The sequence below is a fragment of the [Leptolyngbya] sp. PCC 7376 genome (assembly GCF_000316605.1).
Lineage (GTDB): Bacteria > Cyanobacteriota > Cyanobacteriia > Cyanobacteriales > MRBY01 > MRBY01.
The window spans coordinates 234,838-258,739 of record NC_019683.1 but is presented as its reverse complement, the minus strand read 5'-3'; the positions used below and the strand labels follow the sequence as shown (position 1 = coordinate 258,739).

General features: G+C 44.5%; 21 protein-coding genes and 1 pseudogene. 7 read left to right on the top strand and 15 right to left on the bottom strand.

Annotated elements, in window-relative coordinates; all coding sequences use genetic code 11:
• Positions 1-74 precede the first annotated feature (74 nt).
• Both recN and LEPTO7376_RS01130 read right to left on the bottom strand, forming a co-directional pair.
• Positions 75-1,817, bottom strand: a complete 1,743-nt coding sequence (gene recN / locus LEPTO7376_RS01135) for a DNA repair protein RecN (protein WP_015132457.1) — start codon at positions 1,815-1,817, stop codon at positions 75-77.
• Positions 1,818-1,930: 113 nt separating this feature from the next.
• The gene (locus tag LEPTO7376_RS01130) at positions 1,931-2,524 is read right to left on the bottom strand and encodes a chromophore lyase CpcT/CpeT (protein ID WP_015132456.1); all 594 of its coding nucleotides are present in this window, start codon (positions 2,522-2,524) and stop codon (positions 1,931-1,933) included.
• A 182-nt stretch (positions 2,525-2,706) separates the two neighbouring features.
• Between LEPTO7376_RS01130 and LEPTO7376_RS01125 the strand changes: the two are divergent.
• Positions 2,707-4,295, top strand: a pseudogene (locus LEPTO7376_RS01125) (AAA-like domain-containing protein).
• 185 nt (positions 4,296-4,480) lie between these two features.
• Here LEPTO7376_RS01125 and LEPTO7376_RS01120 read toward each other — a convergent pair.
• Together LEPTO7376_RS01120 and LEPTO7376_RS01115 are read right to left on the bottom strand one after the other, a co-directional pair.
• Positions 4,481-5,065 (bottom strand): Uma2 family endonuclease, encoded by a 585-nt coding sequence (locus LEPTO7376_RS01120; RefSeq protein ID WP_015132455.1) that lies wholly within the window; start codon positions 5,063-5,065, stop codon positions 4,481-4,483.
• Between the two features lie 87 nt (positions 5,066-5,152).
• The gene (locus LEPTO7376_RS01115; protein WP_160148355.1) at positions 5,153-6,613 is read right to left on the bottom strand and encodes an adenylate/guanylate cyclase domain-containing protein; all 1,461 of its coding nucleotides are present in this window, start codon (positions 6,611-6,613) and stop codon (positions 5,153-5,155) included.
• Positions 6,614-6,985: 372 nt separating this feature from the next.
• Between LEPTO7376_RS01115 and LEPTO7376_RS01110 the strand changes: the two genes are divergently transcribed.
• Positions 6,986-7,513 carry a peptidylprolyl isomerase gene (locus LEPTO7376_RS01110; RefSeq protein ID WP_015132453.1) on the top strand — a complete coding sequence of 176 codons (528 nt, stop codon included), beginning with the start codon at positions 6,986-6,988 and terminating at the stop codon, positions 7,511-7,513.
• 281 nt (positions 7,514-7,794) lie between these two features.
• Here the strand turns inward: LEPTO7376_RS01110 and LEPTO7376_RS01105 are convergent, their stop codons facing one another.
• The 6 genes from LEPTO7376_RS01105 to LEPTO7376_RS01080 all read right to left on the bottom strand — a co-directional run bounded on the left by LEPTO7376_RS01105 (position 7,795) and on the right by LEPTO7376_RS01080 (position 15,677).
• Positions 7,795-9,717 carry an adenylate/guanylate cyclase domain-containing protein gene (locus LEPTO7376_RS01105; protein WP_160148354.1) on the bottom strand — a complete coding sequence of 641 codons (1,923 nt, stop codon included), beginning with the start codon at positions 9,715-9,717 and terminating at the stop codon, positions 7,795-7,797.
• Between the two features lie 251 nt (positions 9,718-9,968).
• On the bottom strand, positions 9,969-10,607 hold the full coding sequence (locus tag LEPTO7376_RS01100) for a hypothetical protein (protein WP_015132451.1): 639 nt from the start codon (positions 10,605-10,607) through the stop codon (positions 9,969-9,971).
• Positions 10,608-10,821: 214 nt separating this feature from the next.
• The gene (locus tag LEPTO7376_RS01095; RefSeq protein WP_015132450.1) at positions 10,822-12,321 is read right to left on the bottom strand and encodes an ATP-binding protein; all 1,500 of its coding nucleotides are present in this window, start codon (positions 12,319-12,321) and stop codon (positions 10,822-10,824) included.
• A 33-nt stretch (positions 12,322-12,354) separates the two neighbouring features.
• The gene (locus tag LEPTO7376_RS01090) at positions 12,355-12,873 is read right to left on the bottom strand and encodes a Rab family GTPase (protein WP_015132449.1); all 519 of its coding nucleotides are present in this window, start codon (positions 12,871-12,873) and stop codon (positions 12,355-12,357) included.
• A gap of 15 nt (positions 12,874-12,888) precedes the next feature.
• Complete coding sequence (locus LEPTO7376_RS01085) at positions 12,889-14,943, bottom strand: OmpA family protein (protein ID WP_015132448.1); 2,055 nt, start codon at positions 14,941-14,943, stop codon at positions 12,889-12,891.
• Positions 14,944-15,092: 149 nt separating this feature from the next.
• Positions 15,093-15,677, bottom strand: coding sequence for a hypothetical protein (locus tag LEPTO7376_RS01080; protein ID WP_015132447.1), 585 nt, complete (start codon positions 15,675-15,677; stop codon positions 15,093-15,095).
• 255 nt (positions 15,678-15,932) lie between these two features.
• Between LEPTO7376_RS01080 and LEPTO7376_RS01075 the strand changes: the two genes are divergently transcribed.
• The 4 genes from LEPTO7376_RS01075 (at position 15,933) to LEPTO7376_RS01060 (ending at position 18,575) form a co-directional block, all read left to right on the top strand.
• The gene (locus tag LEPTO7376_RS01075; protein WP_015132446.1) at positions 15,933-16,955 is read left to right on the top strand and encodes an MDR family oxidoreductase; all 1,023 of its coding nucleotides are present in this window, start codon (positions 15,933-15,935) and stop codon (positions 16,953-16,955) included.
• A 194-nt stretch (positions 16,956-17,149) separates the two neighbouring features.
• Positions 17,150-17,359, top strand: a complete 210-nt coding sequence (locus tag LEPTO7376_RS01070; protein ID WP_015132445.1) for a chlorophyll a/b-binding protein — start codon at positions 17,150-17,152, stop codon at positions 17,357-17,359.
• A 57-nt stretch (positions 17,360-17,416) separates the two neighbouring features.
• Positions 17,417-17,614, top strand: coding sequence for a hypothetical protein (locus LEPTO7376_RS24185; protein WP_015132444.1), 198 nt, complete (start codon positions 17,417-17,419; stop codon positions 17,612-17,614).
• A 718-nt stretch (positions 17,615-18,332) separates the two neighbouring features.
• On the top strand, positions 18,333-18,575 hold the full coding sequence (locus LEPTO7376_RS01060) for a hypothetical protein (RefSeq protein WP_015132443.1): 243 nt from the start codon (positions 18,333-18,335) through the stop codon (positions 18,573-18,575).
• Between the two features lie 334 nt (positions 18,576-18,909).
• Here LEPTO7376_RS01060 and LEPTO7376_RS01055 read toward each other — a convergent pair whose 3' ends face one another.
• Positions 18,910-19,242, bottom strand: a complete 333-nt coding sequence (locus LEPTO7376_RS01055; protein ID WP_015132442.1) for a P-II family nitrogen regulator — start codon at positions 19,240-19,242, stop codon at positions 18,910-18,912.
• Positions 19,243-19,375: 133 nt separating this feature from the next.
• Positions 19,376-20,482 carry a sodium-dependent bicarbonate transport family permease gene (locus LEPTO7376_RS01050; RefSeq protein ID WP_015132440.1) on the bottom strand — a complete coding sequence of 369 codons (1,107 nt, stop codon included), beginning with the start codon at positions 20,480-20,482 and terminating at the stop codon, positions 19,376-19,378.
• A gap of 1,076 nt (positions 20,483-21,558) precedes the next feature.
• On the opposite strand from LEPTO7376_RS01050, the gene LEPTO7376_RS28205 reads away from it, so the two are divergent.
• Positions 21,559-21,687 carry a hypothetical protein gene (locus LEPTO7376_RS28205; RefSeq protein WP_015132439.1) on the top strand — a complete coding sequence of 43 codons (129 nt, stop codon included), beginning with the start codon at positions 21,559-21,561 and terminating at the stop codon, positions 21,685-21,687.
• A gap of 424 nt (positions 21,688-22,111) precedes the next feature.
• Here LEPTO7376_RS28205 and LEPTO7376_RS01045 read toward each other — a convergent pair whose 3' ends face one another.
• The 3 genes from LEPTO7376_RS01045 to LEPTO7376_RS01040 all read right to left on the bottom strand — a co-directional run bounded on the left by LEPTO7376_RS01045 (position 22,112) and on the right by LEPTO7376_RS01040 (position 23,896).
• Complete coding sequence (locus tag LEPTO7376_RS01045) at positions 22,112-22,990, bottom strand: class I SAM-dependent methyltransferase (protein WP_015132438.1); 879 nt, start codon at positions 22,988-22,990, stop codon at positions 22,112-22,114.
• Between the two features lie 86 nt (positions 22,991-23,076).
• A complete protein-coding gene (locus LEPTO7376_RS28200; protein WP_264308953.1) occupies positions 23,077-23,199 on the bottom strand; it encodes a hypothetical protein in 123 nt (40 codons plus the stop codon).
• Positions 23,183-23,896 carry a DevA family ABC transporter ATP-binding protein gene (locus LEPTO7376_RS01040; RefSeq protein WP_015132437.1) on the bottom strand — a complete coding sequence of 238 codons (714 nt, stop codon included), beginning with the start codon at positions 23,894-23,896 and terminating at the stop codon, positions 23,183-23,185. The genes LEPTO7376_RS28200 and LEPTO7376_RS01040 overlap by 17 nt, the downstream gene beginning before the upstream one ends.
• Positions 23,897-23,902 lie beyond the last annotated feature (6 nt).

Here is a 23,902-nt window from a genome sequence, read left to right as displayed (position 1 = left end):
ATTCAATGCTCTATCTTAGCCTATGGTCGTGGCTCTCTTTTTGCGGCGATCACCCCATGATTGAAGTGGCCATTTTATTTAGTTTGGGTAACTTTTGTTTTTTGTTCCTCGGCTTGGGAGAGAAGAGATTCGGCGAACGAAATGGCATCCTCTGCGGAATGTCCGCCAGTTAACTGAGCCAATTCATCACGGCGAGTTTGGATTTTTTCGAGTTGTTCCACTATGACGATGGTGCGGGGGTCTTTGCCGTTTTGTTTTTGTTTAACGACTTTTTTAGCAACACGGAAATGGGAATCTGCCATTGCTGCAATAAGCGGTTGGTGGGTAACACACAAGACTTGGTGGAACTGGCTGAGTTGATGCAATTTGGTGGCGATCGCCTGGGCAACTTTACCAGAAACTCCTGCATCAATTTCATCAAAAACAAGGGTTTTGGCTGTGCTTTTTTTCTGGGTGAAACAGGCTTTGAGGGCGAGGAGAAAACGACTCATTTCACCACCGGACGCAATTTCAGCGAGGGGTTGCACTGCTTCACCGGGGTTCGGACTAAAGTAAAACGTGATCAGGTTTGCACCTGTGGCAGTGGGTTTCGCAGGGATAAGACGGCATTCAAAAATCACCTTCTCCATCGCCAATGGTTTGAGTTCTTTGATCAATTGTTTTTCGAGTTTGGTCGCGGCTTTCTGTCGTAATGCCGTTAACTCACTGCAGAGATTTTCCAGCTGTTCTAACTTGATTTGACAGGCTTCTTCCAACTCTTCGATAGACTGCCCGCCACCAGTGAGCTCTTCTAATTCAGCTTGGAGTTTGTCGCGGTAGGCGATCGCCTCCCCTAGGGTTGCGCCATATTTACGGCAAATTTGTTTCAGCTCACGGATGCGTTCTTCGATGTGGGCGAGGTGCTCTGGATCGGTTTCGAGATTGTCGCCATAGGTGCTGATTTGATGTCCTGCTTCAACCACTTCAGTGAGGGCATTTTGTACCATCTCCAAAAAGCTTTCGAGCTGCGGGTCATACTCAACCATTTCTTGAAGCAAATTTTCGGCATCACCCAGCAAGTCTGCCACTGCTGGATTATCGCCACCATCATTTTGATAAAGAATTTGATTTGTTTGATAGCTGAGCTGCTGCAACTCCACCACATGGGACAGGCGATCGCCATCGTTTTTTAAATCATCTAGTTCATCAGGGTTTTCGAGGTTGGCATCGTTCAGTTCTTGCAATTGGTACTTGATTAAATCCAATCGCTGCAACCGTTCCTGCTCATTTGTGCGTCGTTGCTCGATTAGTCGTTTTGCCGCTAAATATTCTTGGTGGGCGATCGCCACTTTCTCAACTTGTTTTTGGACTTTTGCACCACCATAACTATCAAGCAAAGTGCGTTGCCGCTCAGGAACCATCAATTCAACCGTTTGGCCCTGCGCTGTGATTTCCACCAAAAATTGACGCAACTCTGCCATGAGCGATTGGTTGAGCACCACGCCATTCACTCGACTGCGCGATCGCAACGAACTTTTTCCCACCGTTAGCTCTCGACTACAGACCACTGTGTCATCATCGAGCAGATCAATTTCCTGCTGCCCTAGCCATTTTTTGAGCTCTGGCGTTATCGAAAAGGTTGCTTCAATGACAGCGCGATCGCAGCCAGTCCGGAGCATTCGAGCATTAGCTTTGCCGCCTAGCGCTAAATCAATCGCATCAAGAATAATTGATTTTCCCGCACCTGTTTCCCCTGTAAGCACCATCAAACCTGCTCGCCAATCCAGTTCGAGACGATCAATGAGTGCAAAATTTTCGATGTGTAACAAACACAACATAAATCCTCTAAGGGAATTTGGTGAGTAGAAATATTATGCCTAAATTCTTGATGCTCGCGAATTTATTCTCGGATGCTGATAGTCAGAGGGCGATCGCCTCCAGCTTCAAGAATCTAGACAACTTCTGCTGAAAAGTTTTTGATTTTTTTGAATTCAAATGCCCCAGCCAAAGAACCCCACACAATTTCATCAGTGACTGGATCGCGACCCCGATCGATACTAATCAAGTTATTCGCTGTAATTTCAAAACGATTATCGAGGTAGCTTTCTGTGTTGTTGCGGAAAACTTTGCAACCCTTGCCTTCTTGAACCACACCTTGAAATGCACCATTCTCAAAGGTCACGATCATGTCACAACCTGGCATTGGATCGAGCGCTTCCATCGTGACGGTTTTCAGGATATCGAGGTTACGGGATGCCCCAAAAAATTGTTCTTTAATCTCTTCTTTGGGCTTGTAGTGAATCAGTTCTAAATGATCACCGACAGGCTTGATATGAAAAACACGTAGACGGTAAGGCTGCTCTAACCCAGAGCTATAGGCCTGTTCGAGAAATAAGCCATACCCCTCAAAAAATTCTTGGGGCATCGGGCGCATACAAACTTTGATATGGGCGAAGAGAGCCGAGTTTGCGAGGGCTTGGTCAAAGTTTGAAAATTCACCTGCCATCCAAGTGGCGAGGGCTTTTGCATCGGTGGAATGGCTCATGGATTACGGTACTAAAAAATGATGTAAAAAAGATGTTTTATGGTTCCCCTCGGAATTATGCGGGGTTAACCTACGGCCTTGCAAATTATGGGTTCTGAAAATGGTGGCGTGATAGTGCTGAGAGAATGACTATCCTTAATACAATAGTGTTAGAACGGGCGGCATTATAGATTGAAAAGGGAATGGATAGAAGAGCAAACACGACGAAAATTTTATTGCTTGCGGTAAATCCCAAAAATACAACGCAGTTACGTTTGGACAAGGAAGTGCGGGAAATTGATAATGCCTTAGCTCGTTCCAAGGAGTGCGATCGCCTCCAGTTAATTCAGAAGTGGGCAGTGCGAGCCAAGGATATTCAGCGGGCTGTTTTAGATCTAGAACCGGATATTGTGCATTTCTCTGGGCATGGTGCTGGAGAGCAAGGTTTAGCGATAGAGGATGAAGCAGGATTTGCAAAACCTCTCGATACGCAGGCGATCGCCAATCTATTTTCGTTGTTTGCTGACCAAGTGAACTGTGTGGTGCTCAATGCTTGTTATTCCGAGGTGCAGGCCCAGGCGATCGCCGAACATATTCCCCATGTCATTGGGATGAATACAAAAATTGGGGATGTGGCAGCAACCAAATTTGCAACGGGATTTTATGATGCTCTGGGTGCGGGACGAGATATCGAATTCGCCTATCGATTTGGCGTTAGCAGTATCAGCATGGAAGGAATCGATGAAGCGGACACGCCAGTACTTTTGCAGAAAAAATCTGGCTCCAAGCCGACCGTTGAAGAATTTGATCCGAATGCGGATTTTCATGTGGTGTTGCCCGATGAGGCGAAATGCAACGAGGAAATTCAGAAGGCAGGTGCGCTCATTCGGATGAAGTCGCCGAACAATATGGGTAAAACGGTTTTGATGAATCGGGTTTTAGACGGCGGCAAAGAATTAGGTTATCGGGTTGCGTCGTTAAATCTGGATCAAACTAACCAAAAGTTTTTTGATGACATCGATCTATTCATGCAGTGGTTCTGCGCCTCGGTGGGAAAGCAACTGGGAGTGCGGGTCAAAGTAAAAGAGATTTGGGATGACATTTTTGGGGCGAATGATAACTGCACCGACTATTTCGAAAATTATTTATTAAAAGACGATCAGACACCTATTGTTTTGGCGATCGATAATTTTGACCGGGTGTTTAAATATCCCGATATTGAGACGGATTTTTGTGGGCTGTTGCGGGGTTGACATGAACGTTCAAAAAGCCACAGTGAATGGGAGCAGCTACGTTTAGTGATTGTGCATTCTCAGGAGCCTTTAGCTCAGCGGGATATTAATCAGTCTCCTTTTAATGTGGGGATGCCAGTGGAGTTACAAGAGTTTTCGGCAGAGCAAGTGACGGAGTTAGTGGCACGGCATGGGTTGCAATGGTCGACGTCGGAAACAAAACAACTGACAATCTCATCGGAGGACATCCTTATCTCGTACGGACGGCCTTAAAAGGTCTTGCTTCTGGGGATTTGAGCTTAAGGGAATTGCTTAAGACTGGGCCAACGGAAGCCGGGATTTTTAGTAGTCATCTGCGAGGGCATCTCAAAATGCTGGAGGATTTTCCAGAATTGGGGACTGCAATGCGGCAAGTTCTTAGTTCTTCTGAGCCAGTGCGATTAAAATCAGAGGAAAGTTTCCGGCTCTATAGTCGCGGTCTCGTGGTTCGGGTACAAAATGAGGTCGTACCTCGGTGCAATCTCTATCGTCTCTATTTCGGCGATCGCCTGGAAGTTTAGTCCTTCTTTTGGGGAAGATACCCCCTAGCCTCCCTTGGAAAAGGGGGGAACCAGAAAAAAGTCCTTCCCCAAGGAAGGACATGAATTGTCTCTATTTCTTAATCGAATCGCGACGCGACACTAACAGTCTCGCCAACAGGAGTGTATTCCATGGGTTGTGGTGAACCAAGACTCCTGGCGATGCCTTAAATCTCTGGCACATCTTCGAGGATGGCATCTTCATATAGCAAGGCCACTGAGCATTCAAATTCAATGCTTGGAATCGTTAAAATCTCGTCTAAACCGTAATCCGTATAGCCCCACATTTTTCCAGTTTGGCGTTGATACATCTCCACCGAGACCTTCTGACTATCGATGAGAATATATTCTTGCAGACTAGGAATTTGACGATAAAGTTTCAGCTTACGACTTTTGTCATAGTTCGCAGTGCTGGGAGATAACACCTCAATAATCGTAGAGGGATATTGAATCCATTTTTTTGCTTGTTTATCCTCTGGATGACAACTAATGACTAGATCTGGATAAAAATAGCGGCTATTTGCCTTGCCCTGAACTTTTACATCCGCCACATTAATCCGACAACCCCGTTTCTTGAGGTGAGGTCTGAGTAAAGAGTAAAGATTTAGAGCAATATCATTGTGGGCGAGGGAACCGCCCGTCATCGCAATAATTTCCCCATCAATGTACTCATATCTATATTCCTGCTGTTCTTCCCAAGCAAGATATTCTTCGGGAGTCATTTTTCTGGGAAAGTCAGCGACGGCAATCATGAGCAAAAAATATTGATGGTTGCGTTTCTATTTTAATCGCGGAGTTTGAAATCACCGTCTGCTCAGTCAGAATCTCTATTGCATCTATTACTTCAGCGTATAAATTTCAATTGGCTCTGATTTTCCTTTGACCATCTGCGGCTCCAAGGCCTCTAAACGAGACTCAAATTTCTTTGGTAAGGCTGCTTTTGTTGTGCCAGAGAAAACCAGAGGTTTACCCACTACTTTGGTTAACGACTCGACCCGCGACGCAACATTAACCGTATCTCCCACAGCTGTATATTCCATCCGTTGCGGTGAGCCAATACTCCCGGCGATCGCCAAGCCTGTGTGTAACCCAATGCCAATTTGTAGCGGCTGAATCCCTTCAGCAATCAGTTCTTGATTCAGGCGTTCCAGACCCCGCATCATATCTTGAGCCGCATTCACTGCTTGCTCCGCGTGATTACTCGCCGTATCACCGACGCCAAACAGTGCCATAAACCCATCCCCGAGAAGTTGATTCACCATGCCGTGATGGTCTTGTTCAACAATCTCAACCATTATGTTTAAAAAGCGATTCAGTAGCAGCACTATATCGCTCGGGCGCGAAATAGCGCTTCTCGCTGTGAAATTACGAATATCGGTGAACATGACCGTTAGATTTTGCTCAGTACCGACTAATTCTGGGTTACTTTGCAAGATTTGCTGGGCAATCCCTTGTCCCACATGACGACCAAACATATCTCGTAAATATTGCTTCTCTTCCAGCTCTGCCACCATCTGATTAAATTCGTCGATGAGGGGGCCAAATTCATCTGCTCGCTTGAGATTAATGCGTGTCGTTAAATCTCCCATCATTACCGCCTGTGATGCTTTTTTGAGAGCCATGACAGGTTCCACGACGGTACGCCCCAACATCCATGCACTGATAAACCCAAACCCGATACCAATTAATCCCACTACCAGCGCAAAATATAGATTTTGCCAATCACTCGGCGGTGGCACAGAGAGCAACAATAGCAGCGAAATAATTGGGCAAATTCCCACAGACACAACCACCAAAAATCCTCGTTCATAGAGGGAGAGGGAATGGGCTGCCAAGGATTCAGCTACTTTTGTATTGCGAAAGAGAATTGGGTAAAACTTTTGTTGACTACTCAGTTCGATGGCAAAAAAGCTTTGGGTAATGGCGATCAGCGCAGAGATGGTGATTGAAACGGGCAAGTACAGAAAAATATTGGGATTCGGGTCATCCGGTGCCAGCAGCAATGCCCCTAGAAAAACTGGGATACACAAAAACCAGGCGATCGCCGCAATGGTTGTCCCAAGCCAAGGCAAATTTAAAGCTTGTTTACGAGCCTCATGCAATCGTGCTTCCGAAATTGATTTACCTTGCTTTAGTGCTCGAATCGTTTTACCGAGGGAACGCACCCGACCTATCCAGCAGGCGATCGCCAGCGGATAAATCAGCACATTATAAAAAAGGATAGTGCTCGTTAAGACTGATTGTTGCGTGGGGGTTAGGAGGGGCTGAACACGGGTGACGTTGTACCAAATATTGAACATACTCCCCAAAATCTGGGGGAGCAGTGGTGAAGGGCCTACAACCCAAATGGCTGACGGACGAAAACGCTTTAATTTGCTCAGCAAGATCAAAGGCTTTCTTGATAAGAACCTAAAATCATCAGAGCGCTTATGGGACACATCAATTCCAAATCAACTTTCTCTTCTGTTTGCAGTGTAATTGCCAATTCTAGCCTTGCTTGCAGTTCAACAATAATTATTTATTTCTAACGACCTACCCTTGCCAATAATCGGGAAGACCGACCCAAAAAACTGAAACCGTAACATTTCAAAGCGTGGCGATCGCCCTGAAGCCATGAATGCGATAGAGTAGCATTTGACTAAACGCTAAACAATCAAAAAGGAATAGCAACCGTGAGCGAACAGGCAAACCCCAAAGTATTTTTTGACATGACTATCGGTGGCGAAGCAGCAGGCCGCATTGTCTTCGAACTTTACGCAGATGTCGTCCCTGAAACAGCTGAAAACTTCCGTGCCCTCTGCACTGGCGAAAAAGGCATGGGTAAGCGCGGCAAGCCTCTCCACTACAAAGGCTCTAGCTTCCACCGTGTCATTCCCGAATTCATGTGCCAAGGCGGGGACTTTACCAATGGTAACGGCACAGGCGGTGAGTCTATTTACGGCGATAACTTCCCCGACGAAAATTTCCAGCTCAAGCACAGTGAAACTGGTTTGTTGAGCATGGCAAACCGTGGCCCAAATACCAATGGTTCTCAGTTCTTCATTACCACCGTACTAACCCCTTGGTTGAATGGTAAGCACGTCGTGTTCGGTAAAGCTGTTGAAGGCCTCGATGTGATTGAAAAGATCGAATCCCACGGCTCCCGTAGTGGCGCAACTGATGCACCTGTCGTTATCGCAGATTGTGGCGAAATCAAATAATAATTTGGCCTTGAATAGCATATTTATAGACATTTCGAATAAGGATTAAGAGTTCTCCTGGGAGAGGTCAGAGGTGGGTTCTCCGTAAGCGATGAAACCTATTGAAACCTCTGCCGCCCTTCGGGTATCTTCCTCAAGGAATGATATCGGCTGTCTCTAAAACTTATGCGAAATTACTATATCCGTTGTGATTGAAGTATTCACCACAACTTTAAGCAGACTTGATTGTTTCTGATGAAGCTTACAAGTCTGCTTTTTGCTGGCTATTATTTGTACCTGATTTAATTGCGACCGACTAAAAAATAAGTTTGCATCTCGCCCTTACCTTTCACGCGAATAGAGCCCCGTTCTTCCCATTGATAATTATCCTGAGGGAGTCGCTCATAGGTGGCGAGAGAGCATTGAATTTGGTCGGGGACACCGTGAGATTCCATCCGGCTGGCAATATTGACGGTATCGCCCCAGAGATCGTAAATAAATTTTTTCTGACCAATGACGCCAGCAACTACCGCACCACTGTTGATACCGATGCGGAGCTTGAAACTATGACCTGTTTTTTCGTTTAGATCAGTGAGAGTTTGTTGCATGTCTAAGGCCATATTGGCGATCGCCGCCGCGTGATCTGGGCGAGGCTCTGGTAAACCACCGACCACCATATAGGAGTCGCCAATGGTTTTGATTTTTTCGAGTTTATATTTTTCGGTAAGCTCATCAAAACCAGAGAAGATTTGATTGAGAATTTTTACAACTTCGATGGGAGACAGATTTGCAGAAAATTCTGTAAAGCCTACAATATCGGCAAACAACACAGTCACAGCACTAAATTGGCGGGCGATCGTCCGGCCAGACTGTCGTAGCTGTGTTGCAATTGATTCCGGCAAGATATTAAGGAGTAAATTCTCTGTTTGTTGCTGCTGCTCTTTGAGCGCTTCTTCGGTTTGCTTGCGGCGAATATATTGCCCTAACTGCTGACCGATGGCATCCATAATTTGTAGCAACTCTGGATTATCCGATTGGGGATGCTCCGAGAAAAAGGTCATAATCCCGAGGATTTCTCCCGCTGCCATCACCGGAAATGCAAACGCAGAACTTAAGCCCTCGCGACAAGCGAAAGATTTCTGGCCAAAGTCTGGATCATCCACCAAATCGTAAATCCACTGGGGCGATCGCTGTTCCCATACCCGACCGGCTAAACCACTACCTGGCACCAACAACACACGATCACTGACATCAACAAAGCCAACTTGCTTATTATCAAAATTGGCAAGGGCGACTTGATGGATGCGTTGGAGGTAAATGGGACTCGTGGGATAGGACTGGATGGCCGGATAATTGCTCGCATCAATCTCACTCAGAGAGACAGGTTGCCAGAGTTCGCCCACATCAAATTGCAGTTGATTGCAAATGATGGTGAGGACATCTTTTATCACTTTCTCAATAGATGCCACCTCAGATAAGGCACGGGCAATCATATATTGGGCCGCTAACCGTTTCTGGTCGAGGCGATCGCGCGTCACATCCCGGGCAACATAAATAATTTCTAGTTGATCATTGGCGAGATCTAGCCGTGAACAAGAAAAGGCCAGAATAATTGGTCTGCCACGCTTTCGCAGACAGTTGACCTCAACCCGAGGACTTCGTCCTTGAGTCTGTTGTTCAAAAAAGCTTAGTGCTTCGTACCGTAAAAGTTGTGCTTCAGGTGTTTTTAAAACATCAAAGAGCGATCGCCCTAATAGTTCTTCTGATGAGTACTCTAAAATTTCGGTTGTGACCGAATTAATCCGTAAAATTTTGCCGCTTGGGTCAGTGACAATTAACGCCTCAGCAATCGATTCAATAATGGTGTCTGCATATTGCCGCGCATTTTCAAGAGCGGTCACCAGCAAACTGGTCTCATTATTGCTCTGCACCAATGTCTGTTCTAGAGTCATCTTGTCAGTGACATCCTCTAGAAACATTAATAGCTGGGGAGAATAAGTGTCTTTGAGCGTTGGATAGGCCCGAAAATAAAGGTCAAGATAGACTTGTTTATCAGCAACCTGACGATTAATTGCCTTCACCTCAAATTGCTCTTGTGTCCCAGCGAGAATTTCCGCAAAAATATCTTCTAGGCCATAAAGCTCTGGGAAACTATCACAAATATCTGCACCTACTGCTAAAGCTGTCGCATCATCGACGTACGAAGATGCCTTAGCTGATGACACAACAACGCTTAACTCCTGATCAAGAACGATGTAGTGCAGGTGCTTTGGAATAATAAGTGAGAAATCAATTTGGGGCATTACGGATCGAAACCCTACAACTATCGATGAAGTTTGATGCAATTCCCCAAATTATGTAATGTTCAAGCGATATGTTGAGAGGCTACTCACTAACTTGATTGATAATATTAGGAACCATCGGGCTAACTCGTAGATCCAACGGGAATGAAATTAGACCATTAGCACAAAGGAGTTTATGAATCCTGTTCTTCGGGTTGTTCGTCAGGTAATAAGAAACTCGATTTAACAGGGCTTTCTCCTTCCTCAGTGAGGTTAGGAAAGACATCGCTGCCTTTGACCTTAATACACATTTCGAAGAGAACTTCGGCGAGAACTGCACGGGAAACTTTGGATTCTCTGAGGTAGGTGAAACCTTTATCAAGCTCTGTAAAGAGTTGTTCTTTCAGTACGTTGAGGTCTGCATCAAATTGCTCTCTTGTTTCGGTGAGCTGTTCGCGGAGGAGACCGTTTTTGTCAACAACAGACTGGTTGAGATTATCTAGTTCTGCTTCATTTTTAACGTTACTATTTTTGAGCTGCTGTTCGAGATTACTTGTGGTTTCGTGGGTTGTGAGGCTGAGGTATTTTAGCTTTTTCTCAAGGGAATCGAGGGTTGTGCTGAGTTCTGTTGAGAATGTCTCTTGGAGTTGACGGAGGCGATCGCTGGTGTCGGTTTGCAGCTCCATTAATTCTGCTTCAACTTTATCAAGGCGTTGTTCGTAGCTGGTGAACTGCTGTTCATATTCGCGGGCTTTCTGACCAAAGAGAACATCTCGGATCTGGTCAATGTTGCCGAGGCGATCGCGTGTTAGATCTGGAGTACTGTCTGACATGGTGTGCTACGAAGGGGATGACGGGAAATAATTGGAAGATGAGATGTAAGGATTTTAACCTAGTTTTCTGTTTCTCACAGCATTTGATTCGGTCTAATAGTACATCTTTTGCTTTAGGGGTTTACAGTCTATAGCGTGAGTAATCCGACAAAATCACAGTGAGTTTTCGAAATTTGTTGGATTGAAATCGGAAATTTGGCTGTTGAACGCGTGTTTATTTCGCTGTTGGTGAGCTTTGAATCCTTTGCATATCTGGCAAGATTACTTGTACTTCCGTGCCTTGACCTTCTTCGCTATTGATCGTGATGGTGCCTTGGTGCAACTGAGTATATTCGTAGGTGATCGCCATACCGAGTCCGGTACCGGGGATACTGCCAACATTTGTGGCACGGTGAAAGGAGTCAAAGACGTGGTTGAGATCTGCTTGTGGAATGCCGATGCCATGGTCGCGAATTGTAAATTGGAGATAGCCGCTCTGTTCTGTTTCTTGGACGGTAAAATCAACGGGGCGATCGCCGGGGGAGTATTTCAAAGCATTGCTTAAGAGATTTTGCAAGATATGTTGGAGGAGTTTGCCGTCCATACTGACGGTTTCAATATCAGTCTCGTAAGTTGCCTGAATCCGCTCTTCATTCATCGATAAGTGAATTTGCTGGATGAGAGTGTCACAGAAGCGTGGGAGATTGATGTCAGCTGGCTGGAACTCGACTTTCCCTGCCTCTGCCTTACTAATCATCAACACATCTTCAACCACTTCTTGGAGGTTTTTGCCAGCTTGCTGAATAAACCCAATATACATATCCATTTCTTCTGTCGTCAGCTGAGCGTCCTCATTTTGCAGGATCTCTGCACACATCAAAATACTGCCAATAGGATTGCGGAATTCATGGGAAGCCGTGGAGAGAAACCGGGAGCGCAATTCGACTAATTCCCGTTCTTTGGCGATCGCCTTTTGTTCTTCGAGTTCTGCTTTTTTGCGAGCAGTGATATTACGACCGATATAAACGAAAGATTCTGTTTGATCTAGATCCGTGAGAACTTTAGAGCAGTTAAATTCGACGGTGAGAGGTTCGCGACTTTTTGTTAAACAATCGACCTCGACATTTTTGATGCTGTCCTGGTGGGCGGCGATCGCCTTAGGTGCAAACTGCTCTAGCCAAAGGTTTGCAGGCAGTAGATTGGCTAAGGATTGACCATGCAGTTCTGCCTCTTCATACCCGAACATTTCAACCGTTGCTTGATTAACCGTCAAAATCAAACCCTGTTGATCAGTAATGAGTAGGGCATCACCCATCGATAGCATTACTTTATCGAGATAGTCTTTTGAGTTCTTGAGGGCATCGAGGAGCAACCCTGCTTCATTGGCCCGTTGAACGAGGGATTGCTTGAGCGTCATCATCTCGGTGATGTCTTCAAAGAGCAACACTAAATAATGATCTGTACGGTGAGCATAGAGATTAAAGTACACGTCATCCCGTGCAACACCCCGCAGCTCATACTCACGGATTTGACCGCTACGAATCTGCTCTAGGATATCTTCCACCCCGATGAGCTCGGGAAAGGCATCACAGGCCGATTGGCCATACTGTAATAGCGCTGGGTCAACAGCAAATGCAGCAAGATGTTCGGAAAATTCGACAACTTTTAGTGCGCGACCCAAGAGCAGGTAGCCCACATGGGGCGGCATTATAAATTTTTCGGGCAATAGGCTCATGGTCGCAGGGTGTTTTTAAACCCTAAAGCGGTTTTACGATGACATTATCAGCTCTTTAGCCAATCTTTCAAAAATTAAATCAACATTTTTCGAGGTTTTCGCAGAAGTTTGGTATACCGCCAATACATTGCTGATCGCCCCTAACAAAAACTGCTCTAATTTCTGGCTCACTTCTGCTTCAATTAAGTCTGTCTTATTGAGCGCCAAAATCACTTTTCCGGCTGGACTAGCATTGTAAAACAGCTCGATGTGCTCCTGAAAATGCTGAATGGTTTCAGGGCGGGTCACATCACCAACAATAATTACAGCAGCAGCACCTTGGAGATAGGAGGGGGCAACAGCTTTGAATTTTGTTTGTCCTTCAATATCCCAAATTAAAAGATCGATACCTTTGGGCAAGTCGGGAGTATCAATCGTTTTTCTGGAAATTTTTACGCCTACTGTCGAGAGGTATTCATCAGTAAAAGAGCCTTCGACAAAGCGACGGATAAGGCTTGTTTTGCCAACGCCGAAATCCCCTAGCATACAAATTTTTTTCTTGATCGTTGCCATGCTTTAACTTTTTACCTATTGCTCCATGATACGTTCAAAACGTACACAGCGGCTTAGCCATGAATCATCGGCTTGGGTAAGATTTGGCGGGGCAGAAGGTGCTGCCACAATTTCTAATCTTGCTTCGGCAATACCCAGTCCGAGTAGACTATCGCGGACGGCGATCGCCCGTTGTTCAGCGAGGGAAGCCTTTTGCTCTGTTTCGCTGGGGTGAATATGGCCAATAATTCGGAGCTTCATATCGGGATATTGCTGTAAAAATTCCTGAATGGAGGGCAATTTTTCTTGGGCATCTTTGGGGTTGATTGCTTTCGCATTTGTGCCGAAATATAAGCGTTGATCGATGGGGAAAGCTTTCGCAGTTGAGGCAATCAGGACATTGTCTACTCCCGGAATTTGACTGAAACCATCCGCGATTTGTTGTAATTGCACCTCCGTACGGAGATGTCCACTTACTGTGACCTGGCGATCGCTATATTCGGTAGTGATAATCGTGTTTTCATTTTGATTGAAGACATCAGTCAAGCGCACAACCTCGGCGATCGTTACTTCTGTCGCTGGCTCAACTTCAACAGTGATAATTTCATTAATGACTTGCCATTCGCTCGGTTCGGCTAATAATGTCAGTTGTTTATCGGTGATAGCTTTAGCTTTTTCCTTCAGGCGGGCTGACGGCACTTTTCCTGACAATATAATCTGGCGATCGCCTTTCACTTTTTGAGCTACTGACTCGACTGGATATACTGCCAATTGTGGATCCACATCTAGCTCTAAATCTATTTTCGATTCGATGGCAGCCAAAGCTTTCAGTTGTTTGTCCTGCCAAGTGCGCCAGCCTCCCCATGCTAAAAGCGGGATAAAGATTAGGAGTAAGAGGGCAATTGGCCATCCTTTTTTACCGACTTTGTCTGTTTTTGGGGCATAGAGGATTAAATTATCTAGTTCTTCCTGGACCGCATCATCCACAGAACTTGGATCGCCTGAATAGTAATGGATGCTTTGATCACGGTCATAGTTCAGAATAATGTTAGCGAGGGATTGCCGCATATTCTCAATATAAGCCTGCTCAATATTTCCTTTAATCACTGTCGCCATATAGCAATAACCAGCGACTTCCATCAAAATCTGAAAGCTTTCATATTCAATTTCCTTGAGTTCCGACGTATTGCCTGGCTCAATAGCGCATTCCGATGCAAAGCTCCGCATCGCTGTTAACATGCCCGCCATTAAATCTCCTTCAAGGGAAGACTCTTGCTTGTCTGCCTCTTTTTCCTGTTTCGCGGAGGCAATAATTAAGCCTGACTGTTTATGGATCAGAAAAATGGCTTGGATCTGAAAAGGCATCGACTCTTGAAAAATCAGTTCCGCTTCAGAAACCCCTTGTATTTTGGCTTGGACTTTGCGGCGAATTCCTGCTGGAGTGAGGGTACTTTCTACGCGCGAATTGATTTCCTGCACCACTTCCTGCATGTACTTCGAGATCGTGCTGCCGATGACTGGATAAAGGGCATCAACCATGGCATCCCGTTCAATGCGGATTTGTTGTTTAATAATTTCTCCCATTGCTGGTGCTAGGGCTTCGACAAGATCGTCGGAATTGCTCCGAACTTGTTGATCGATCGCGCCAGGGATGAGGTTGGCGATCGCCCGAATCATCGCGACTTTATCTTCGCCTGTTTTCTCGACGATCACTTCATCAATAATGGGGACGATCGCCCGCACGATACTATCTTTCGACTCCATCACCTTACGGTTGAGCAACTCGGAGATAATCGGCATGAGCAGCTTGATCACCTCTTCTGGGTCATATAACTGATGCTCGATCTGCTTTATTTTTTGCTCTAGAGGCGTAAAGTCTGGGTGTTGACTACTCGTAAAAACAAGATTTGCGAGGAGTTCTTGTAATACATTTTCGTCAGGTGGGTTTTGTTGTTGAGGGTCGTTGGAAGACACGATATTGGCTGCCACAGCTTGCGACGGATTGCTGGCATCTGTTGGGTTGGCAACAGGGCGATCGCCGTTGGATTCTGGACGTTTAGCGGGGTGAAGACCCTCAGAATTCTGTTCCATTGGCAACCAAGAAAACCAGGATAGAGTAGTCAAGGGATATCTAGAAAATAGTTATCCCATCGAACAAGGCCGTTATCGGGGAACTTTGGTAACTCTTTAGACTTGTTAGATCGAATATACCCATCTGCCCATTTTAGCCAATCAATTTTTTACGATTCTAATTCCGCTTCCATCTGTTCTTGCATGCTTTCAGGAAGCTCTGCGAGGAAACTTCCGTCACGCGTTTTTAAGGAAAATTCAAAGAGCATTTTGCCGAGCTGGTCTTTGGTTAGCTTGCCATCGTTGGTTTCACCATAGAGATTATTCCACTCACTGGAAATAGCATCTTTAAGATCGCTCAACTGGGCGGTGAGGTGTTGACGGATATCTCTCAGCTCATCTTGGATAGAACTTTGTTTTTGACCAAAATCACGCTCAAAAGAATTTAGCTCCTGAAAAAAGCTATACATATCGTCATTCAGCATTTTTTCAAGCTTCGTGAGCTCGCTGTTGCTGGCGGTACTGAAATGTTTCAGTTTATTGTCTAGTCCTTTATTGAGTCCGACTAGCTCGCTTGAGATCATGCCTTCAAGTTCTTTGAGCTGGAGTTTCATCTGTCCCCGAAAGTCGCCCAAGCTCGTCTCGATCCGCTCTAGGCGATCTTGATAGCCTTGAAACTGATCTTCATAAGTGCCGAGTTGCTGACCGAAAAGTAGGTCACGGATCTGGTCTAGATTATTGGCGGATTCTGACATGGAGACAACTCTGGGTGCAATAAATAGGTGAGCGGAATGACATCAATTACTTGACCTTGATATTAACAAAATCCTGGGGATTAACAAGGGTTTATCGATGGCCACTGGACAGGCGATCGCCATAGCTTAATAGCTTAGGGCGACTTTCCTGTTTTCTAATAATTTCTGCACTCAGCAGGACAAAAGCTTTGTTTGGTAGACATAGAATACGTCTAGATAACACACAAACTTATGTTTCCAGTGGATTAGAAAGCTATGGCGCAACACTCATTTTCTGCATTAATCGTCGATAAACAAGACGATGGCACTCAATCCACTGCAACTTTTACGACATTAAATAATGTTGATGCTCTACCGAATCAGGCTGATGGTGAATTGCTCATTCGAGTGACCCATTCCTGTCTTAACTATAAGGATGCGCTGGCAGTCACTGGTAAAGGCAAAGTATTAAGAGCATTCCCGATTGTGCCGGGGATTGATTTGGCTGGAGTGGTGGCAGAAGCCGACCCAAACAATGTTTTTCAAGTGGGTGATGAAGTTCTCGTAACAGGCTATGGCGTTGGGGAAACAGTTGCGGGGGGTTATGCAGAATTTTGTCGAGTGAAAACAGATTGGGTTTTACCAATACCGACCGGACTTTCACGCAAAGATTGTATGGCGATCGGAACTGCGGGTTTTACAGCGATGCTTTCAGTACTGGCGCTCGAAAGTCATGGTGTTTCGTCAGAGCAAGGGCCTGTGTTGGTGACTGGTGCAGCAGGTGGTGTTGGTTCCATTGCAATTCTGGTTTTGGAAAAACTGGGTTATGAAGTGGTCGCTTCTTCGGGTCGCGTTGAAGAGCAAGGAGATTATCTGAGGCATTTAGGGGCAACTGAATTAATTCATAGAAAAGAGCTGGCAACACCTAGCAGTAAACCTTTGGAGTCTGAACGTTGGGCGGGGGCGGTTGATACGGTTGGTGGTGAAACGCTCGCCAGTATCTTGCGACAAACGAAATATCGAGGCAGTGTAACGGCTTGTGGGTTGGTGGGTGGCGCGAATTTGCCGAGCACTGTCTTTCCTTTCATCTTACGGGGCGTAAATTTACTGGGGATTGACTCGGTAATGTGTCCACAAGCTTTGCGAGAAAAGGCTTGGCAGCGACTAGCCACAGATTTAGAGCTTGAAAAATTGCGAGGTTTACAGAACGTTATTGCTCTCCAAGATGTGCTGAAGACTTCTGAAGAGATGTTCTTGGGGAAGATACGCGGCAGAGTGGTGGTTGATCTGGGTCTTTGAGGCGATCGCCAATTATCTAAGCATGAAAGAGAGTTACATTGCGTGGAGACTTGGGTCGAGTTATAAGGTCTGACGCCTCAATTCACCATGCTTAATTTCTCGTGACCCACATCACAGCCAAACCCTCGTCAAGTCACTGTAACAATAATTTACATTGCGTTATATTTATTTATGTAAGCAACTGAGGTTCTTCCATGAATTCCACATACGTCTCCAACGAATACGGTCAACTCGATAACTTTGCTGTTGAACCTGAAGTTTATGTTGATGCAGAAAACACCGCTGGTTGGACTGCCTACGCTGAAAAGCTCAATGGCCGCCTTGCAATGATTGGTTTTGTTGCTCTTCTCGCAACAGAGTTAATCGGTGGTGACACACTCTTTAATCTTCTTCTTTTACGTTAATTTCTTTTTTCGTTGTTTGTCTCTATCTTTCTCCACTAGTTCACGAGGATAATTACGATGTTTGGTTCTCTTGTTATTGTGCTCCGCAAATTTATGGGTACTTCTCGCTTCAACCGTACCCGCGGCAAAGTAATCGGTTTGCACTGTAAAACGATTACCAACTTCTGTAATTTCGTCGGTATTGAGGCGAAATCCCGCCAAGGGTTAATTCGCCTCGCTAAAGCTAATGGTCAACGTTTAGGTTTCCTGGCTTAAGTCTTTAAGGTTTTCTCTCCTCTCTAATAAGAAATTGTTGTCATAGCTCTAGATGCCTGTTGGATGGCTATCTAGGGCTTTTTTTTGACTAAGATTACGAGAGTTTCAATGTCTCTGAGTGATGCTCAGGCTTTTTCTTTGGAATGTGCTTTTATTTGTTGATTGCTTTCGCTTGCCGTTTTCTCAAAGTGCTAGGGCAAGATAAAAATGATCTAGCACCTGAGAACGGCTGTGACACATTGCCAATGTACCCACCATTCTAGATCTGTTGTTTATTTCTGTGTGATCGATCTAGACAACATTTCTTGGCGATCGCCCATCCATTTCTCTACATCTGATTTTGAGAAATATCTTGAAGTTCTAATCAATCATTTATTTCTTAGTCAATAATCTGGAAAATTTGCAAATCACAAGCTTTGCTTTATTGATATATAGTCAACTCTTATTTGTCAAAATATGGTTGTACTTATATTGTTTTTATCTTTGATTATTTTATAAAAAAAAAGTTATCCTAGAAGTGAGTTGAGAGCAAAATATTTTTGTGTGAAAGTATTTCTCAAAATATGCTTTTTGTAGTCTAAGCAAAATCAGACTTATCCATGAATAGTTACTCCCATCTGAAAATGACATTGAGTTTTTCATGGCCCAGTTGATGCTCACTCAATATATTGACTAGATGTATTTTCTCTAACTTTGATATTAATTAAAGGATTATCTGATGAACAAGACACCAGTACAATTAAAAGAACAGATTAGCTCCGGTTGGTCTCTACAGTTTTACAGTGGCGATCGCCGTTTACTTTGGTCTCTGGATCCATCACATGCCTGGACATTTCTGATCGGCACTATTTTAGGACTTTCTACCACATTATTATTTGGTTTCTCTTACCCTGAAGAAACTGTCAAATCTGTTGATCCGGTTATTGACCAAACAGTAACTCCTTTATTGAAAATCGATTGATTTATATAGCTTGGCTACAAAAAATATTGTCAGTATTAGATAGTCTAAATACCGTAAAAATGGCAGATTTGTGATCTGTCGTTTTTTATGAGCTTTGATATTTTTCAAACGAAAAAAATCCGCTCTGATTGCTTATGTCAGAGCGGACATGCTTGATGGAGGAAACTGTTTGGAAAACTAGGGCTTGTAAATCTTCTATATAGGTAAACAAGCCCTAGATAAAGTTGAAATTCAGTTCCTCTATATTTGAAGTCAGTGATAATGCCTAAAATCACTAGCTTCAAAGAGGAATAAAAACACAATCAAACTAAAAGATCGGCCTTTTTGCCTCCTATTAACAGCCTTCTGGCCCGCAGAATGTATGGGCACTTAAGACCTCCGCATCACAGATATAGGTGATGCCCGAATAGTCAATGAAAAATTCCGCAGCAATTTCATCCGAAATCTTTATCGCCATTTCTCGATCATCGACGAGTACCTCGAACTTGATATTCGATTGGGTGTCACCGACGATGGGTCGCCCGGAAGATCGTACGTTGCGGCTACCTTTGCCACCGGTTTCGATTAATGTATAACCGCTTGCTCCGGCTGCATTAATGATTTTGGCGATCTTTTTTAACAGTAATTTTTCAGTAATAATGACGAGCTTAATTGCTGGCTTAGCCATGCTGATTACCTCTCAATGCGTATATCTATTGAACGACTTGAAAATTTAGGAGAGTGGCAGCGTTTCAGTTGTATGGCTGATTTTGCTGCCGTGCTAGTTGCCAATCCAAGAGGGACTGGCAAATTTCTTACTTTTAGACTCCGCTATGGACAAGTGCTTGGGCGAGTCCGATGAAGAGAGGGATTCCGATTGCAAGGGCAACTGGCGTACCAACAGCAGTTGAAGAACCGATATAAGCAGAGGGGTTAGCAGAAGGAATACCTGCTCGTAATGTGGGTGGCCCAGAGATGTCAGAACTGGAAGCTGCAATCGTTGCGAGAATCACGACGCCGCCTAGGCTAAATCCTGTCATGTAGTGGGCAACCATGCCGAGACCGAAGGCAATAAGGCCATGGAGAAGCGGTGCGAAAAAGGCATATAGAGCGTACCATTGACCCACTTTACGTAGTTCACCAAGTCTGGCCCAAGCTTCCATACCCATGACCAACATTAGAATCGAGAGCATGCCACGAAAACCGGGAGCGAAGAAGCTGTCATAAACACTCTCTGGACGAGTGATGATTCCTAAGGCTAAGCCAAGTAGTAGCGCGGATAAGGCAGATCCTTGAAGGCTTTCTTGTACGATAGGCCAGATCTCAACTCGCTTGCTTTTTGTACCGCGTTGCTCGCTGAGATACTCCTGCCTACTGCTGGGATAATCACCTGCTGCAACAGACTGTTTGTTTAATGCTTCTTCTCGTGCAGATTTCTCACGTTTCTTTTTAACGTAAACACTGGCTAGAACGATCGCCAACACAAGTGCTGGGATATCCATAAAAGGATAAAGTGCAGCAGCCCAAGGTTCATAGAAGACATTTTCTGTCTCGAGTAGTGTTAAAGCAGCGGCAAGGGTTGAGCCACTCACCGCGCCGAATAAGCCGGCAGTGGCAATGCCATCTACAGCCCTAACACCGGGCAATTTGGCTAATGTGTAGCGGCCGATAAATACAATTAAAAGACCTGTGATAACTGCGAACAATGCTGGTAGCAACATCTCTACGAGGTTGGCGTTGCGGATAGCAATACCACCGCTCAGACCAACTTTGATGAGCAGCATGAAGACAATAAATTTATAGACTGCATCGGGAATGGTTAGTCGGCTATTAACCGCAGCAACAACCATACCTCCAATCAAAAATCCTAGGGTTGGCGACTGCAACTTTCCTAGGAAGAGCGTTAAGAAATCGGAAAAAAAATCCACGTTGTAATTCCTCCTTTAGCAAATCTTGGGGGGTCAGGGTGGATCGGAAATAGTGGAAACACTTGGAAAGCTAATGGAAGACATTGAATAGATTTAAGTCAATTGCAATGTCGTTTTGCATTGACTTTAGTCTATCCTGTTGGCGGCACAAAAACTGGCTAAACTCCTGGAATTTAGGACGTATTATCCTATTTGATTAATAGCCTGAACTTATAAGTAAAGCTCAAATGATATTTAAATGTGACTAATGATCAATCTATTCTGAAGGAGAAAAGGTTAGTAAACTTTGTTCTAAAGTCTTTTCTCGTAAACCTTGTGGGGTTTGATGAGGATTGATTGAGTGGTTGATTTGATTTGGAAATGTATAGGATGTGTAATTAATTTCAGGCGATGGGCTGTTCGCTATTAGAGTTCACTCCAGTGCTTCTGTTAAAGGTTGAGATACTAAAGTTTTAGTGGCAACCATAAATAAATGGCGATCGCCATTACTGGTCAAAAATTCTGTGAAGAAAATACAGTCTCTCGGAAATTTACTGGTATTTTTTGATTGAAGCTTTGCTCTCTTGGTTCACTAGGTGTCTATACAAGACTCATAAGTATTTTTGTTAGCTGAGTGCCACCAGTCTTTTTGTTGATGGATGGTTAGTGGCGACAGCGAGTTCTGTGGCCAGATTGTCTAACTGTGTGTGTGAAATATCATCGTAAAAACGCTTCCTAGAAATGTCTGCAGTGTAGGGATAACTGCGATTAATAAGCTTGGATTATGGCTTTACCACAAAATTTGAAAGTCCGGCTTATTCACATTTGCATAGCAAAAGAGTTATGATGAATCAAATCAACATAGGATAAAATCTATGTGACGTTGACTTTATGTTTGGCGTAACCGAAAGAGTGGAAAACGCTTTCGATAGAGATATCTAAAGCATTTTGCAGCTTGGTTTTGAGCTCATCGGGTTTGCAGGTTATCTCTCAATTAGGTCACGCCAAATACTTTTTTGACCATGTGTATCGGGTATGGGAATAAAAATCTTGCGCTTTAAAAATTTCATCTCACCTCTTTTTTAAGGACATTAATTATGTATGACCAAATTGTTATGTTTTTTGCCGTTGATTTTGGGGTGATGATTTTGCTTTATTGTCTGAAATCCTTTCTGCTAAAGGATGATGTCGAAGACATGAACATTCCTTCTGGCGATCGCCTCTAATCTGCTCCTCAAAGATTTTTTCATCCTGCGTAATCGCTTTGTAATTTGGATTACCTGATCTCTACATTTTGAACAAGTTTCCTCCATCAAGCTTATTCGCCCTGACCTAAGCAATCAGGGCGATTTTTTTTTGTTTATAAACATTGAAATTAAGGAAATAGGCGCAATGAAAAAAATAAATGGCGATCGCCATCGCCGGGTAACAATCCTGTTGGGAGAGTATTATCTCTCGCCTTTTATAAGATGAAGCGATGATGTTTAAGGACTATGGATATCCGCCTTATATTAAAAGGTAGACCATAACTCTCATGAAATTTCAGCGTTTTTTGTCTCTCAGAATTGCACTGTATAGGCTAAGATAAGCCCACTTCTGGGAGCAACCATGACACTCCGTGCGAGATTAATAGATAGGTATTGAATCCCTTCACTGACTCTCATCTTTGTAGCTCGATGGCTGGTTCACATCTGGTTTCTGACCCAGTACATATAAAGTGGTGAGATTATCCCAAATGCCTTCCTCCGTCTGCTGTGTGACCAAAGCGGCTTCAAATTCTGACTTTATCTCCGCCAGCTGGGTTGGTGAACACTGAGATATATCATCAGATATCTTTAGGGAGAGTGCGGTAGGTGCTTCCACAATACTTTTCCAATAAGCACTAGCACTCTCGAAACTGATATATCTACCATGCTGCTCTTGTTTAATCTCGATGTTTCTAAAGCCTGCCGTGGCGAATAGCTCCTTGCATTGCTCAATTGAACCCAGCCGATTACTCGGCTCTAATTCAATATTGTGGGTTGCAAGAACTCTGCGAAGGACAACCGAACCCACATAAGCGGTATCCGCGGGTGTATGAACGGCAATACGACCACCAGGCTTCAAAAAGCGATACCACGATTTGAGAGTAGTCTCTTTATCTGATATCCAAGGAAAGGTGTTTGCACACAAGACATAATCGAAACAGGCATCCTGATAGTCAAGCTTCTCGGCATCTGCAAGCTGGAATTGAATGTTAGACAGCTTTATTTCCTTAACCTTGCTGCGTGCCTGGTTCAGCATCTTGGATGATAAATCCACACCAACCACGGAACCCTGAGAACCGACTTTCTTTGCAACTGCAATTGCTAGGTAACCTGTCCCTGTCCCAATGTCTAAAACAGCCTGACGTTTGTGGACTTGCGAGTAACTCAGCAAATGTTCGCAGATGAGTTTTCGCCACTCTCCCTCATCGTAGGTTGAGCTTCTACGGTCATAGGAATCGGCGATCGCCTGCTTATAGCTGTCTAGATTAAGGGATGAGGGCATGTAAGTGAGAGCAGTCCTACCGAGGAAAGTATAACTTTAGTCTTCTACCAATCTATATAGAAACCATTTGAGAGCTTTGGGAAAAGTTAGAACCCACAAAAATGCAGTATTCCAAGATGACTTGGGCAAGCGGCATTGTTGTGTAAACCAAATTCTAAGGCTTGAATGCTCGATTCAATGGCGATCGCCCCACTAAGCTGCCACAGCATCTAGAGGTTTAAGTTTGCCGTCTTCTAAATTCACGATGCGGTCAGCGACGTCGAGGATCCGGTTATCGTGGGTCACCATCAAAATTGTGCAGTCTTGTTCTCGGGCAAGGGTTTGCATCAGGGTCACAACATCCCGACCAGTTTTACTATCAAGGGCTGCGGTGGGTTCATCGGCTAAAACGAGTTTAGGGTGACTGACAAGGGCACGGGCGATCGCCACCCGTTGTTTTTGGCCACCAGAAAGATTATCGGGATAGTAATTGATATGCTCACCTAAACCGACCTGATCAAGCATTTTTGCAGCTTTTTTATTCATCTCTTTGGGCGAAAAATGAGGATGCACCTCTAACCCCATACGGACATTTTGAAGCGCGGTCAAACTATGGTGAAGATTGTGGGCTTGGAAAATATAACCGTGTTGACGACGGGCATGGGCAAGCTGTCGGGTAGACGCGCCAAAAAGTTCTTTATCTAAAATTTTGAGACTACCGGACTGGGCAGAACGTAGGCCGCCAATTAGGGTTAATAATGTCGTTTTCCCTGACCCCGATGGCCCCGTCATTAAAATAATTTCCCCAGCATTAATGTCGAGGTTGATATCAAAGAGCACCTGTTTTTTTAGGTTGCCATGTCCGAAGGCATAGTCGAGATTTTTGACGGCGATCGCCACATTATTTTGATTAGTATTGGCACTCATAACTCC